General features: G+C 61.1%; 13 protein-coding genes. 8 read left to right on the plus strand and 5 right to left on the minus strand.

Annotated elements, in window-relative coordinates:
• The first annotated feature begins 19 nt into the window (after positions 1 to 19).
• Entirely contained in the window at positions 20 to 1,423 is a 1,404-nt protein-coding gene (locus tag ACCQ07_RS17445) for a mannose-1-phosphate guanylyltransferase/mannose-6-phosphate isomerase (protein WP_014091078.1), read from the plus strand.
• 289 nt (positions 1,424 to 1,712) lie between these two features.
• Here ACCQ07_RS17445 and ACCQ07_RS17450 read toward each other — a convergent pair whose 3' ends face one another.
• The 5 genes from ACCQ07_RS17450 to rfbB all read right to left on the minus strand — a co-directional run bounded on the left by ACCQ07_RS17450 (position 1,713) and on the right by rfbB (position 6,671).
• A complete protein-coding gene (locus tag ACCQ07_RS17450; protein ID WP_008576953.1) occupies positions 1,713 to 2,879 on the minus strand; it encodes a nucleotide sugar dehydrogenase in 1,167 nt (388 codons plus the stop codon).
• Positions 2,880 to 3,219: 340 nt separating this feature from the next.
• Positions 3,220 to 4,122: a dTDP-4-dehydrorhamnose reductase gene (gene rfbD / locus ACCQ07_RS17455; RefSeq protein WP_039416342.1), complete on the minus strand. Its 903-nt coding sequence runs from the start codon at positions 4,120 to 4,122 to the stop codon at positions 3,220 to 3,222.
• Positions 4,119 to 4,676, minus strand: a complete 558-nt coding sequence (gene rfbC / locus ACCQ07_RS17460; protein WP_218555517.1) for a dTDP-4-dehydrorhamnose 3,5-epimerase — start codon at positions 4,674 to 4,676, stop codon at positions 4,119 to 4,121. The genes rfbD and rfbC overlap by 4 nt, the downstream gene beginning before the upstream one ends.
• Positions 4,673 to 5,560, minus strand: coding sequence for a glucose-1-phosphate thymidylyltransferase RfbA (rfbA, locus tag ACCQ07_RS17465; RefSeq protein ID WP_011348611.1), 888 nt, complete (start codon positions 5,558 to 5,560; stop codon positions 4,673 to 4,675). Before rfbA ends, rfbC begins: the two co-directional genes overlap by 4 nt.
• Before the next feature lie 55 nt (positions 5,561 to 5,615).
• A complete protein-coding gene (rfbB, locus tag ACCQ07_RS17470) occupies positions 5,616 to 6,671 on the minus strand; it encodes a dTDP-glucose 4,6-dehydratase (protein WP_011348612.1) in 1,056 nt (351 codons plus the stop codon).
• A gap of 235 nt (positions 6,672 to 6,906) precedes the next feature.
• Between rfbB and ACCQ07_RS17475 the strand changes: the two genes are divergently transcribed.
• The 7 genes from ACCQ07_RS17475 (at position 6,907) to ACCQ07_RS17505 (ending at position 14,874) form a co-directional block, all read left to right on the plus strand.
• The gene (locus ACCQ07_RS17475; protein WP_218555516.1) at positions 6,907 to 7,653 is read left to right on the plus strand and encodes an electron transfer flavoprotein subunit beta/FixA family protein; all 747 of its coding nucleotides are present in this window, start codon (positions 6,907 to 6,909) and stop codon (positions 7,651 to 7,653) included.
• On the plus strand, positions 7,653 to 8,597 hold the full coding sequence (locus tag ACCQ07_RS17480; RefSeq protein ID WP_065628121.1) for an electron transfer flavoprotein subunit alpha/FixB family protein: 945 nt from the start codon (positions 7,653 to 7,655) through the stop codon (positions 8,595 to 8,597). Before ACCQ07_RS17475 ends, ACCQ07_RS17480 begins: the two co-directional genes overlap by 1 nt.
• 524 nt (positions 8,598 to 9,121) lie before the next feature.
• On the plus strand, positions 9,122 to 10,225 hold the full coding sequence (locus ACCQ07_RS17485) for a DegT/DnrJ/EryC1/StrS family aminotransferase (RefSeq protein ID WP_011348615.1): 1,104 nt from the start codon (positions 9,122 to 9,124) through the stop codon (positions 10,223 to 10,225).
• Positions 10,210 to 11,181 carry a glycosyltransferase family 2 protein gene (locus ACCQ07_RS17490; RefSeq protein ID WP_011348616.1) on the plus strand — a complete coding sequence of 324 codons (972 nt, stop codon included), beginning with the start codon at positions 10,210 to 10,212 and terminating at the stop codon, positions 11,179 to 11,181. The genes ACCQ07_RS17485 and ACCQ07_RS17490 overlap by 16 nt, the downstream gene beginning before the upstream one ends.
• Positions 11,178 to 12,107 carry a WxcM-like domain-containing protein gene (locus ACCQ07_RS17495; protein ID WP_011348617.1) on the plus strand — a complete coding sequence of 310 codons (930 nt, stop codon included), beginning with the start codon at positions 11,178 to 11,180 and terminating at the stop codon, positions 12,105 to 12,107. Before ACCQ07_RS17490 ends, ACCQ07_RS17495 begins: the two co-directional genes overlap by 4 nt.
• Positions 12,094 to 12,531: a GtrA family protein gene (locus tag ACCQ07_RS17500; protein ID WP_039416345.1), complete on the plus strand. Its 438-nt coding sequence runs from the start codon at positions 12,094 to 12,096 to the stop codon at positions 12,529 to 12,531. Before ACCQ07_RS17495 ends, ACCQ07_RS17500 begins: the two co-directional genes overlap by 14 nt.
• Before the next feature lie 90 nt (positions 12,532 to 12,621).
• Entirely contained in the window at positions 12,622 to 14,874 is a 2,253-nt protein-coding gene (locus ACCQ07_RS17505; protein WP_071118786.1) for a sugar translocase, read from the plus strand.
• Positions 14,875 to 15,047 lie beyond the last annotated feature (173 nt).

A 15,047-nucleotide genomic window follows, 5' to 3' on the forward strand; every position in this document is an offset into this window, starting at 1 on the left:
ACTGGAGTTTCCCCCGCCCATGAGCGACGTCCTACCCATTATCTTGTCCGGCGGCTCCGGCACGCGCCTGTGGCCGCTGTCGCGCGAGTCCTATCCTAAGCAATTCCTGCCGCTGGTCGGCGACAAGAGCATGCTGCAGTCCACCTGGTTGCGCGCGGCTCCCGTCGCAGGCCACGCCCCCATCGTGGTCGCCAATGAAGAACACCGCTTCATGGCCGCCGAGCAGTTGCAGCAGTTGGGCGTGAAGCCTTCGGCCATCCTGCTGGAGCCCAAGGGACGCAACACAGCGCCGGCAATTGCCGTTGCAGCGCTGGAAGCGACCCGTGACGGTGCCGACCCGCTATTGCTGGTGCTGCCTTCCGATCACGTTATCGGCAACGAAGCTGCATTCCAGGCTGCAGTGAAGGTTGCCGCAGATGCGGCGGCGCAAGGCAAGCTGGTGACCTTCGGCATCAAGCCGACTGCGCCCGAAACCGGCTATGGCTATATCAAGGCCGGCGCCGGTACCGGTGCAAGCGCAGTCGAGCGCTTCGTCGAGAAGCCCGACCTCGCCACCGCACAAAGCTACCTGGCAAGCGGCGAGTACTACTGGAACAGCGGCATGTTCCTGTTCCGTGCGTCGCGTTACCTGGAAGAGTTGCGCAAGTTCCATCCGGCCATTGCCGATGCGTGCCAGAAGGCGTGGGAAAACGGCAAGCGCGACGCCGATTTCACCCGTCTGGACAAGGACGCCTTTGCCGCCAGCCCGTCGGATTCGATCGATTATGCCGTGATGGAAAAGACCGCCGATGCGGTTGTGGTGCCCTTGGACGCGGGTTGGAACGACGTCGGTTCGTGGTCTTCGCTGCTGGATGTTTCCAACCAGGATGCGCAAGGCAACGCGCACCATGGCGACGTGATCCAGCTCGATTGCCAGAACACGTATGCGTACGGCTCGCGCCTGATCGCCATGGTTGGGCTTGAGGATGTGGTGGTCGTTGAAACGCCGGACGCCGTGCTGGTCGGCCACCGCGACCGCATCCAGGAGGTCAAGGACGTCGTCAGCCAGATCAAGACCGCTGGCCGTTCCGAGGCCACCTGGCATCGCAAGGTCTATCGCCCATGGGGCGCTTACGATTCCATCGACATGGGCCAACGCCACCAGGTCAAGCGCATCACCGTCAAACCGGGTGCAGTGCTGAGCCTGCAGATGCATCACCACCGCGCCGAACACTGGATCGTGGTGAGCGGCACGGCCGAAGTGACGCGTGGCGAAGAAGTGCTGCTGCTGACCGAAAACCAGAGCACCTACATCCCGCTGGGCGTCACCCATCGCTTGCGCAATCCGGGCAAGCTGCCGCTGGAATTGATCGAGGTGCAGTCCGGCAGCTATCTGGGGGAAGACGATATCGTGCGCTTCGAAGACACCTACGGCCGCGCTTGATCGCGCGTCTCACCGTAGACGGCAATATCGACGGCGGCCTTCGGCCGCCGTCCTGCGTTATCCGTGGCCACGTTTATCGCGATACGGTTCGCGCGCGGATCAGAGGCCACACGCCTCATTGGCTGTGTCGCACACCTGTGAATGCGGGCAACGCAGCTGCATCGCCCACGGTTCGCCACCGCGGGTACCTGCCTGCGAGGCGGTAAATAGCACCGCATCGCCGTGAATCCCATGGGCGGCCTGGCGGGTGGCATCGCCACCGCCAGGACTTAATAAGCGCCTGTCTGGCTCAGTTGTCGCCGAACAGGTCGCGCGTATACACCTTGTCCTGCACATCCTGCAGCGCGTCGGCCATGCGGTTGCTGATGATGACATCGGCTTCGCGCTTGAAGGCCTCCAGGTCGTTGACCACGCGCGAGCGGAAGAACTCAGGATCGCTCAGCGTCGGCTCGTACACGATGACGTCCACGCCCTTGGCCTTGAGGCGCTTCATCACCCCCTGGATGCTGGACGAACGGAAATTGTCCGATCCGGCCTTCATGATCAGCCGATAGATGCCGACCACCTTGGGATTGCGCCGTAGCACGTCGGCGGCAATGAAGTCCTTGCGGGTCGTGTTGGAATCGACGATCGCCCGGATGATGTTCTGCGGCACGCTCTGGTAGTTGGCCAGCAACTGCTTGGTGTCCTTGGGCAGGCAGTAACCGCCATAGCCGAAGGAAGGATTGTTGTAGTGACTGCCGATACGCGGATCCAGGCAGATGCCCTCGATGATCTGGCGGCTATCCAACCCATGGGTAAGCGCGTAGGTGTCCAGTTCGTTGAAGTAGGACACGCGCATCGCCAGGTAGGTATTGGCGAACAGCTTGATCGCCTCGGCCTCGGTCGGCTCGGTGAACAACACCGGCACGTCGGGCTTGAGCGCGCCTTCCTGCAACAGCCGCGCGAAGGTTTCCGCACGCGCCGAACGCTCGCCGACGATGATCCGGGACGGATACAGGTTGTCGTACAACGCCCGGCCTTCGCGCAGGAATTCGGGCGAGAAGATGATGTTGTCAGTACCGAACTGCGCGCGCAGCTTGGCGACGTAGCCGACCGGAATGGTCGACTTGATCACCATGGTCGCCTGCGGATTGATCTCCAGCACCTTGGCGATCACGACCTCGATCGACCCAGTGTTGAAATAGTTGGTGTCCGGATCGTAGTCGGTGGGCGTAGCGATGATCACGAACTCTGCGCCGGCAAACGCCTCCTTGGCGTCCAGGGTGGCCTTGAAGTTCAAGCCACCCTGGGCCAGCGCGGCTTCGAGTTCCTTGTCGACGATCGGCGAGCGGCCTTCGTTGAGCAGCTTCACCTTGGACTCGACGATGTCCAGCGCCACTACCTCATGGTGCTTGGCGAGCAATACGCCATTGGACAGACCGACATAGCCGGTACCCGCGACAGCGATCTTCATTGGAATTCCTTGCGACATTGGATGGGGGAGGATGTAGCGCGCTGCATGCAGGTCGCGGCGTAATGACGGGACGGCCGAGCCCGCAATGGGGCTGGCGCGCCCGCTGGGGGATACGCGAGAACCTGCACGGTGCCGGCTGATGCGATACAGCGCACACCTGCATGCATCCAACGTATGCATCGTGCGTGGCATCCGCTTCAGCGGCACATCCACGTCGGCCGCGACCTGCGTGGAGCAGATCGCCGGTCCGGCGCGGATCAACCCTGATGGTAGCCGAAGCGAAGTGCAAGCTATGAGTCGGTGCTGAAGCCGCACCGATCGATGGCACCACCGACGACGCTCATCGTTGGGCGAGCGTGTCCAGCACCTGGCTCAGTCCATCCTGCCAGTCCGGCAGGCGGACGCCGAAGGTGTCCTGCAGGCTGTGGATATCCAGTCGCGAATAGGCCGGGCGCGTGGCCGGCGTGGGATAGTCGGCGGTGCTGATCGCCTCCACGCGCGGCGCACGGGCGAGCAGGCCGCGCGCGCGCGCCTGCGCGAAGATGGCTTCGGCGAAGCCGTGCCAGGTGGTCTGCCCGGCGGCGGTCAGATGCCACAAGCCGGAGGGTTCGCCTGGCTGGCGCAGCGCGTGCGCCGTGATGTCGGCGATTAACGCCGCTGGCGTTGGCGTGCCGATCTGGTCGGCGACCACGCGCAGCACGTCGCGCTCGGCGCCCACGCGCAGCATCGTGCGCAGGAAATTGTGTCCATGCGCCGCGTAGACCCAGGCAGTGCGGAAGATCAGATGACGGCCGCCGGCCGCCTGCACTGCCTGCTCGCCGGCCAGTTTGCTTTGCCCGTACACGCCGAGCGGCGCGGTGGCATCGTCCGGCCGATAGGGGTGCGTGCCCTGTCCATCGAAGACATAGTCGGTCGAGTAATGGACCAGGGGCACACCGGCGCGCGCGCACCATTGCGCGATGACCGCCGGCGCCTCGGCATTGGCACGGAAGGCGGCATCACGCTCCTGCTCGGCACGATCGACGGCCGTATAGGCGGCTGCGTTGACGACGCAACTTGGCTGCAAGCGGTCTAGCAAGCCGGGCAATGTTTCCGGCGCATCGAAATCCGCGGTCTCGCAGGTCGTACCGTCAGGTAGCTGCCCGCTACGGGTCGCTGCCACCACCTCTGCCCCGCCCCTTGCAAGTGCACGCAACAGCTCTGTACCGACCTGTCCGCTGGCACCAACCACCAACGTGATCATGCTGGGAAGGTTGGCAAGCGATCAGGCGGCACATCGGCCAGAAATGGTGCAGCTGCGTCCTTGGTAGAGAGCACAGGATTGCTGATCGGCCAGTCGATACCGATCGCAGCATCGTCCCAACGAACGGCGGCATCGGCCTCCTTGACGTAGATATCGGTGCACAGGTAACTGAACAGTGCTGTTTCCGAAAGCACTGCAAAGCCATGTGCAAAGCCCTCCGGTATCCAGACTTGGCGACGGTTCTCAGCGCTCAGCAGGACAGCTGTCCAACGCCCGAAATGAGGCGAGCCAGACCGCAGATCAACAGCAACGTCATACACCTCACCGGCAAGGACGCTAACCAGCTTGCCCTGTGGACGTGGCCACTGATAATGCAGACCACGTAGGACACTCTTGGCGGAGGTGGAGACATTACTCTGCACAAAGTTCTGCGGCAGGCCGTGCTGCTTGAAACGCTCGGCATTCCACGTTTCGAAGAAGTATCCCCTAGCATCTCCAAAGACTGTTGGCTCTATCACAACGCAGCCAGGCAACGTCGTTTCGATCACTTTCAACGGACCACTCCGCGCTTGGCTAGGGCGTTTAGATACTTACCGTAGTCATTTTTAGCCAGCGGCGCCGCAAGGCGCTCCAGCTGTTCGGTGTCGATCCAGCCCTGACCAAATGCGATTTCCTCAGGACAGCACACCTGCAGACCCTGCCGCATCTGGATGGTTTCGATGAAGTTGGCCGCTTCATGCAAGGACTGATGCGTACCGGTATCAAGCCACGCATAGCCACGCCCTAGCGGCTCGAGATGCAGCTTGCCGGCTTCCAGATAGCAGCGATTGAGGTCGGTGATCTCCAATTCGCCGCGCGGCGATGGCTTCAGGGCAGCCGCATAGTCGCTTGCTCTTCCATCGTAGAAATACAAACCCGTTACCGCATAGTTCGAACGGGGCTTCTCAGGCTTTTCGGCGATATCGATCACCTTGCCCTGCTGATCGAATTCGGCAACGCCGTAGCGCTCCGGGTCGTTGACCCAGTAACCGAACACGGTCGCCCCCTGTTCACGCGCATCGGCGCGGCGCAGGGTCTCGGTCAGGCCATGACCGTGGAAGATGTTGTCGCCCAACACCAGGCAGCTCGGCTTGCCGTCCACGAAGTCGCGGCCGATCAGATACGCCTGCGCGAGCCCGTCTGGACTCGGTTGCACGGCGTACTGGATATTGACACCCCATTGCGAACCATCGCCCAGCAACGACTGGAACAGCGCCTGCTCGTGCGGTGTGTTGATGATCAGGATGTCGCGGATGCCCGCCAGCATCAGCACGCTGAGCGGGTAATAGATCATCGGCTTGTCGTACACCGGCAGCAGCTGCTTGCTGACGCCCTTGGTGATTGGATACAGACGGGTGCCGGAGCCGCCTGCCAGGATGATGCCTTTGCGTTGTGTCATGAGAGCTTCCTTGGAAGGTCGGCACGCACCTGAGCGGCCACCAGAGAGAGGGATGTCAGGACGCCGCGCCGATACGTTCCAGACGGTAGCTTCCGTCCAGCACGCCCTGTACCCACGCCTGATTACCGAGATACCACTCCACCGTCTGCGCGATGCCCTGCTCGAAGGTATAGGCAGGCTCCCAACCCAATTCGTTCTTCAACTTCGAAGCATCGATCGCGTAACGACGGTCGTGCCCGGGCCGGTCGGTCACATGGGTAATCTGGCTCGCGCGTGGCTTGCCGTCTTCGCGCGGACGATGCTGATCCAGCAATGCGCAGATGGCCTGCACGACCTCGATGTTCTGCCGCTCGGAATTGCCACCGACATTGTAGGTTTGGCCGACCCTACCGTTGCCCAGCACCGTACGGATCGCCTCGCAGTGATCGCTGACGAACAGCCAGTCACGCACCTGCTTGCCGTCGCCGTAGACCGGAAGCGGCTCGCCAGCCAGCGCCTTGGCGATCACCAGCGGGATGAGCTTTTCGGGGAAATGATATGGGCCGTAATTATTCGAGCAATTGGTGGTCAGCACCGGCAGCCCATAGGTGTGGTGGAATGCGCGCACCAGATGATCCGAGGCGGCTTTCGACGCGGAGTACGGTGAGTTCGGCGCATATGGCGTGGTCTCAGTGAACTTGCCGGTCTCGCCCAGGGTGCCGTAGACCTCGTCGGTGGACACGTGCAGGAAGCGGAACGCATCCCGACTCGCATCCGGCAACGCCTTCCAGTAATCACGCACTGCTTCGAGCAGGGCCAAGGTCCCGACGACATTGGTCTGGATGAAGGCGCCAGGCCCATCGATCGAACGATCGACATGGCTCTCGGCAGCGAAATTCAGCACCGCATCGGGCCGGTGTTCTTGCAGCAGGCGGGTGACGAGCGCACCGTCACCGATATCGCCCTTGACAAAGACATGGTCAGGATTGCCCTCCAACGACGCCAGTGTGTTCAGGTTTCCCGCGTAAGTCAGGGCGTCCAGATTGACCACGCGGACGCCGCGGGACACCGCTTCCAGCACAAAATTGCCGCCGATGAAACCGGCGCCGCCGGTTACAAGCCAAGTCGTCACTGTTTACCCCTTGTGTGCTGGTCACGCGAACCGTGCCGCGCTTTTTAAACCACACAGGATATACGGTCCCAGCCGCATCCGGCTTAAGCGCGGCACGTGCTGCGGCAAGCTTGGTGGTGCACCGCACCACCCATACGCCATCGCATGGTTCGCTTCACCCGGTTAGAATGCCCCCACTCCCGTGCCTGCCGCCGCGGCCGGGCCTTCCCGCAATAGCTGAAGGATCTCGTACACGATGAAAATCCTCGTCGCCTACAAGCGCGTGGTGGACTACAACGTCCGCATTCAGGTCAAGCCGGATGGCTCCGGCGTGGTGACCGAGGGCGTCAAGCTCTCGCCCAACCCGTTCGACGAAATCGCCCTGGAAGAAGCATTGCGCCTGCGCGATGCCGGCATCGGCACGGAAGTCGTGGTCGCCACCCTGGCGCCGGCCGATGCGGCTGCGCACCTGCGCAACGGCCTGGCCATGGGCGCAAATCGCGCAATCCATGTGGTGACCGATGCGGCTGTTCAGCCGCTGACCGCCGCGCGCGCGCTGCTCAAATTGGTCGAGAAGGAACAGCCGGATCTGGTCATCCTCGGCAAGCAGGCCATCGACGACGACGCCAATCAGACCGGCCAGATGCTCGCCACCCTCTGGGGCCGCCCGCAGGCCACCTTCGCCGGCAAGCTCGTCGTTGCCGATGGCAAGGCCACGGTGACGCGCGAGGTCGATGCCGGCCTGGAGACGCTGGAAGTGGACCTGCCGGCAGTGATCACCACCGATCTGCGCCTGAACGAGCCGCGCTTCATCAAGCTGCCGGACATCATGAAGGCCAAGAGCAAGCCGCTGGAAACGCTGGCGTTTGCCGACCTGGGCGTCGACGCGCATGACAGCCTGACCACCACGCACTACGCCGCGCCGTCCAAGCGCAGCCGCGGTGTGATGGTCAAGGACGCCGCCGAGCTGGTGGCCGCACTCAAGCAGAAGGGGTTGCTGTAATGGCCAAGGTTCTCGTTGTTGCCGAACATCTCAACGGTCAGCTCAATGCGGCCACCGCCAAGACCCTCAGCGCTGCGCTGGCGATCTCGGCCGACTCAATTGATGTGGTTGTGCTGGCTGCCGACCCGGCCGCGGTTGCAGCGCAAGCCGCGCAGTTAGCCGGTGTTGCCCGAGTGCTGACGGTGGCGAACGCCGCAAACGAACACGCCATCGCGCAGGTGCTGGGGCCGCAGATCGCCCAGCTTGCCGGCCAGGGCTACACGCATGTCTTTGGACCCTCCACCACCTTCGGCAAGGACCTGATGCCGGTCGTGGCTGCACTGCTGGGCGTCAACCAGATCTCCGATCTGATGTCGGTCGAAGACGCTTACACCTTCAAGCGTCCGATCTATGCAGGCAACGCCATCATCACCGTCAAGGCCCCGGCCGAGCAGATCGTGGTCGCGACAGTGCGCAGTGCCTCTTGGCCGGAAGCGGCCGGCGGTGGAAGCGCGACGGTCGAGGCGGCCACGGTGGAGGCCGCGTTGCCGACCCATACCCGTTTTGTCGGTCTGGCAGCAGGCAGCTCCGACCGCCCCGACCTGCAGAGCGCAAAGCGCGTGGTCTCTGGTGGCCGCGGCGTCGGCTCGGCCGAGAACTTCCAGCATATCTACAGCCTGGCCGACAAACTCGGCGCCGCCGTAGGCGCCTCGCGCGCGGCAGTGGACGCAGGCTACGTACCCAACGAGCTGCAGGTCGGCCAGACCGGCAAGATCATCGCTCCGGAACTGTATGTGGCCATCGGCATCAGCGGCGCCATCCAGCACCTGACCGGCATCAAGGACGCCGGCACGATTGTGGCGATCAACAAGGACCCGGAATCGCCGATCTTCGAGATTGCCGATATCGGGTTGGTGGGAGATTTGTTTACGCTGCTGCCGGAGTTGGAACAGGCACTGGCCTGAGTGTAGCCGCCGCGGGCGTTCAGCTTCGCGGCGCCTTCAGAATTGTGTGGAATGGCGGGCAACCTTTCCGCCACGTTGGCTCGTGCCGCTATAATCCGCGATCACTTCGCGGGATACCTTGGATGCCCTTTCTGAGCTTCCAGGCCCCGGCCATTCGACGGCTGAAATCCCCTCAGCACTGCGTCGCCGCTTTTGCTGCTGGAACTGACGACTCGGCAAATCCAGATGCTGCGGATGAAGATACGATAGACAGCGTGGCAAAGAGTCAGTATTTGCCGGCCGGCATGGCATACGGACTGTTTCAATCATTCCAGGGCGGGCGCTTGTGCTCGCTTGAGCGCGTCGCCCCATACCGCAGGTTTGGCGCAATACCAGATAAGTGGGGTCGGCACCCCCGCTCACTAGCCGAAGTCAGCTAGCCCGCTGACACCTGCCGCACACGATATCCTTCCGGTCAAAGATCCCTCCTGCGGCATGCCGCAGTATTTCAATCCAACCGCACATCACTTGATACTTCGGATTCCATGGACGCCCTGATTCCCGTCAACTCGTTATCCCGCCACATTGCACCCATACAGGATGCACTGTCTCAGATTGCAACCACGATCGTTGCAAGTGGCTACTATGTGCTTGGTCCGAACGTCAAAGCTTTTGAGCAGGAGTTCGCCAACTACTGCGGCAGTCGTCATTGCGTCAGCGTTGCCAATGGAACCGACGCTCTTGAGCTATCCCTAAAGGCACTGGGCGTCGGCCCCGAGGATACGGTGGCGGTTGTTGCCAATGCGGCGATGTACGGCACCAGCGCGGTCCTGGCCTGCGGCGCTTCACCGGTCTTTGTCGATACGGAAGCGGGGACCGGGCTGATGGCCGTACCTGCGCTGGAAGCGATGCTCGCCGGCGACTGTGCACCGGCAGCTGTGATCGTGACCCATCTCTATGGCCAACTGGCTGACATCGAAGCGATCGTCGCGCTGTGTCAACCGCGTGGCATAAAGGTCGTAGAAGACTGTGCACAGGCACATGGCGCAGAACGAAATGGCCGCCGCGCTGGTAGCTTTGGTGATATTGCTTCCTTCAGTTTTTATCCCACCAAGAATCTGGGCGCCCTGGGAGATGGCGGCGCGATTGTGACAAACCATGACGACTTGGCTATCCGTGCCGCACAACTGCGCCAGTATGGATGGACGGCCAAGTACACCAATACCCTGCGTGGGGGCCGCAACAGCCGCCTCGACGAATTGCAGGCAGCCATGCTGCGCCACATGCTTCCCCTGCTGGACGGCTGGAACCAGCGTCGCCGGGATATCGCAAACCGTTACGCTCAGGGATTGTCCAATCCAAGAATCGAAGTTTGCGGCGTGGTAGGGGCCGACAATGTGGCGCATCTGTATGTCGTGCGCTGCGATGACCGCGAGCAGCTGCGGTCGCACCTGCAATCCGCCGGGGTGCAGACGGAGATCCATTACCCGCTGTGCGACCATCGTCAACCCTGCCATGAGGGTGCATTCGATTCAGTGGTGTTGCCAAACACGGAAGCCGATGCGGTGCGCGTGACGACGCTGCCATGTTTTCCGGAGCTGACCGATGAAGAAATTGATCGGGTTGTCGAAGCATGCAACCGGTTCTGAGCAAGGTGCAGTCACCTTCCCTCAGTCTGGTCGTCCCGATCTACGGCAATGAAGGCTCGATCGACGACCTCCTGCAGGCTGTCGATTCGATCGCTCGCAGCGTCAACGGGAAGTTTGAAGCCATCTTCGTGGTAGATGGTAGTCCCGATCGCAGCTACGCCCTGCTGCGCGATAAATTGCCTGCCGTCGCTTTTAGTGCGCAGCTGGCGACCCTGACCAGAAATTTCGGCGCTTTCCCGGCAATCCGCACCGGCTTGCAACTCAGCCGCGGCGAATTGACCGCGGTAATGGCGGCCGACCTACAGGAACCTCCCCAGTTGGTCATCGATTTTTGGCAGCGCTACGCTAGCAAGCGATATGACGTTGCCTTCGGCGTGCGCGAGGCGCGGAGCGATCCTGCGGCCTCGAAGCTGGCGTCGACCCTGTTCTGGGCGACCTATCGGCGCATGGTCATCAAGGACATTCCCAAGGGTGGCGTGGATATCTTCGCTGTCAGCCGTGACTTCCTCGAACGGCTGTTGCTGTTGAACGAAGCTCATTCCAGCCTGCTCGCGCAACTATTCTGGCTGGGCGGCAAGCGCGAATTTGTCAGTTACCAGCGACGCGAGCGGCAGCACGGCAAGAGCGCCTGGACCTTGAGCAAGAAACTGCGGTATCTGTCCGATAGCGTCTTTGCTTTCACCGACCTGCCAGTCCGCATGCTGACGGCGCTGGGCCTGATCGCGCTGGCATTTACCACGTTGCTCAGTGCGCTGGTGCTGGCTGCGAAGTTTTCCGGACTCGTCGCAGTGCCGGGCTATACCCTGACTATCTTGACCATTCTCTTTTTCGGCGCACTCAATTCATTGGGACTGGGTATTGTAGGTACATACGCTTGGCATGCCTTCGAAAATACCAAGGCACGTCCATTGTCAATCATGCAGTCAGTCGAAAACTTCGAAAAGGATAACCAGTGAGCTATTTCGTGCACCCCAATGCTCTTTGCGAGAGCGCCACCATTGGCGAGGGCACCCGCGTCTGGGCATTTGCCCACGTACTGCCAGGCGCTCGCCTTGGTCGTGACTGCAACATCTGCGATGGCGTATTCATTGAGTCCGACGTCGTGATCGGCGATCGTGTGACGGTCAAGTGCGGCGTGCAACTATGGGATGGCGTGCGCTTGGAAGACGATGTCTTCGTAGGCCCTAATGCAACCTTCACCAACGATCTGTTCCCCCGCAGCCGGGTATATCCCGAGAAATTTCTCGGCACTTTAGTGGAATCAGGCGCGTCGATTGGGGCCAACGCGACAATCCTGGCTGGCACCACTATCGGCAGTGGCGCGATGATTGGCGCAGGTGCAGTGGTCACGCGCTCGGTGCCGCCCAATGCCATCGTAGTTGGCAATCCTGCGCGCATTGTGGGTTATGTATCCGACAAGGACGCGGATCAAGCGGCTTCACTGCCCGTCGTTCAGGGCATCACCGACACCATCGTTCCCGGCGTCAAGCTTTACCAGATGCCCAGCTTTTCCGACATGCGCGGATCTCTGTCAGTCGGAGACTTCGACAGCTTCCTTCCCTTCAATGCGCGGCGGTACTTTCTTGTCTACGGTGTACCCACCCAGGAGACCCGTGGCGAGCATGCGCACAAGCGCTGCCATCAGTTTCTCGTATGCGTTTCCGGTTCGGTCAGGGTGCTGGCAGACGACGGTGCGCGCCGCATCGATGTCGAACTCAACTCACCGAACCAGGGCATCCATCTGCCGCCGATGATCTGGGGCACACAGTACAAGTACTCCAAAGATGCCGTGCTGCTGGTGTTTGCGTCCGAGCCCTACGACACCGATGAGTACATTCGCGATTACGCGTCCTTCAAGAGTCTGGCGAATGCGGGCGGATGAGTCCCCACATGCCGATGCCCTGCTTCGGCGGCATCGGTCATTGTTCGCTGTGGCCCTACGCTTCCTGTTGGGCGGAGCACTCAACACGGGCCTGACCCTGGCACTGTACTGGGTGCTCCTTGATTTTATGTATTACCAGTGGGCTTATCTTGCGAGTTTCTGTGCAGGCATATTGCTCAGTTATCTAATCAACACCCGTTACGTCTTTCGTGCTCAACACAGCTGGTTGAAATTTGCAGCGTTTCCGGTCATCTATCTGGTGACCTACGCAGTTGGAGCCCTGGCGCTGAAAATCAGCGTAGGGCATCTAGGCGTGCCGGCGGCAGTCGGCCCGCTGATCTCCATCGTTGTCACGCTGCCAGTGTCGTTTATCCTGAGCAAGTTATTGTTGCAGCCTCCCAAGCCAGACTCCCACCAAGGCTGAGACATACACAGCGTAGAATGTTGCCCTACCTCCCGCCTGCCTGCCTGCCTCCCGTTGGCGCGGCGCATCCATTCTTGAATCGTGGATTACATGATTACCCTATTTCCTGCCACGGCGCCGGCCAGTCCCCTGATCAAGGCCGAATGGCTACCCCTGCTGTTAGGTGCCGTTATGTCCGTCGTGGCGGGCAGCCTCCTGCTGGTCGGCTGGCCGGCTGGCCTCTTGTCCTTGCTGGATTACCCATTCTCGTATAAGGGCGACGCCTTGAGCAGCCTCTGGCTGACGCAGCGAGCGATGGAAGGATGGATTTTTGAGAACGACCGCAGCGGATTCCCATTCGGCTCCTCCTTCCTGGATTATCCTGGAGCAGATTCCGGCAGCTTTCTGTTCCTGAAGCTCGCCGGCATGCTGACCGGCAGCAGTGCCGCCGCAATCAATCTGTTCTTCCTGCTGGGTTTTGCCGCGAACTTTCTGACGGCATATTGGGTAATGCGCTGGCTGCGCGTCGGTCGTTCGCTGTCCTTTACCACTGCCATACTCTTTACGTTGGCACCGTTCCATTTCCTGCGGTTGCAGCACATCTTCTACACCTGGTATTTCGGCGTCCCGATCTACTTCATGCTTGCGATTCGAATTGTGCGCGCCGATGTATCGCTGGATTTCTGGAGCGCGCGGCCCGCACGTAAGATCACGCTTGCCGCGCTGTACCTGATCCTGAGCTGTTTCGGCGTTTACTACACAGCATTCGGTCTGATCCTGATTGGAACGGCTTGCCTCATGGCGCTGTTCCAGAAGAACTGGACGTCCATCAGCCGCCTCGCAGCACCCGTCATTTTCTTCCTCGCGCTCGGTACGCTGGCAAATGTCGCACCCAATGTGATCAACGATCAGATCAACGGTCACAACCCGGAAGTCGCTGCTCGCGCGCCAGCAGAGTCCGAGATCTACGGCGTGAAGTTGATGCAGTTGATCCTACCGCGCCCCGACCACAGGCTACCCAAGCTGGCCAATGTCACGGCCCGGTACATGGCCAGCACACCGTTGATCAACGAGAACACGACCGCCTCCCTGGGCCTGATCGGTTCCATCGGCCTTGCCATCCTGGCGCTGGTCACGTTCGCGCGCCTGGCCGAGCAGCGCAATGAAGAACGCATTGCCCTGTTGGCGATTCTCTCCGGCGTCCTTCTGGCATTCATGACCATCGGCGGACTTGGCTCACTCTTCGCGCACCTTGTATCGCCCTCCATCCGCGGCTGGAATCGGGCCAGCATCTTCATCACATTTAGCACGCTGGCTGCGGTGGCCATTGCAGTGCAGATGTTATCCGACAAGGTGGGGCGTCGACACCACATGACCATTGCCTCGATCGCTGCGGCCAGCATGCTGGTCATCGGCATCTGGGATCAGACCTCAGCTGTGTGCGGCCAGTGTCAGTCCAGCGCGCGCACTGCGTACGAGCAGGACAAGCGTTTCATCCGCAGCATTGAAGCTGCCCTCCCTTTCGGTGCAGCAGTTTACCAGTTGCCCTACATGCCCTTTCCTGAAGTGCCGCCTAAGAATGCCTTGCACACATATGACCTTGCGGTGGGATTCGTCCACTCGCAGCACTTAAAGTGGAGCTACGCAGGCATGAAAGGCCGTGAGGGCGACCTGTTCTACCGGAATCTGGAAACCCAACCCGCCGCAGCGCAGCTCCAGGCAATCGGTCGCTTCGGCTTCGACGCTATCTATATCGACAAGCGCGGTTATGCCGACCAGGGAGCGCAAGTCATTGCTGAATGGACACAGGCCATTGGCGCGCCGCCAGCAATGACTCGCGAAGATGGAGCGGTTGTGGTCTTTCGTCTCCCAGGGGGGGCGAAGCCTGCAAGCATCGAAGCTGCCAAAGAGGCGGCGTTCGCCGAGCCTGCCGTAGATACCAGCATAACCCTCCCCTCGCTGCGCAGCCTACTGACACAAGGCTGGTCGTCAGATGAGGCATGGGGCGTCTGGTCCGCAGGTACAAGCTCATCGCTGAGCTATCGTGTCACCCCGACAACAGTCGGCAGAACAACAGTAATTTTGCGTGGTAACCCGTTTCTGGCTGGCCCCCATCAAGCGCTTCGCATCCGTGCCTCGGTCAACGGCGTTCAAGCGCTCGACACCCTAGTCACTCCAGCACAAGCCCTGCCGCTGGCACTACGGATTCCCGTCACAAGCCGCCAGCCGGGTGAAGTGGTGCATATCGTCCTGAACTACGAAACACCGGTCTCTCCCGCTAAGATCGGCATATCCGCAGACCAACGGCTGCTTGCCTTCGGGCTGACAAGTCTTGAAATCTGCAAGGCCGATTGCGACAGATAAGCTGCCGTGGCCGCACGATCGCCAGTGTCGCCTGCCACTTTCAGCTGGCGCAGCTCCTCGCGGCCGGCGGTTCATCAGTGCTTACCATAACGCCGAACCAATTCGCAAGGCGGGGCTTCGGCTGAATTTTCCAGCCGAAGCTCGATTGCCTTCAATTCCCTTGGATTGTTCTA

The organism is Xanthomonas sp. NCPPB 3583, from assembly GCF_041475715.2.
In the GTDB taxonomy this organism is placed as follows: Bacteria; Pseudomonadota; Gammaproteobacteria; order Xanthomonadales; family Xanthomonadaceae; genus Xanthomonas; species Xanthomonas euvesicatoria.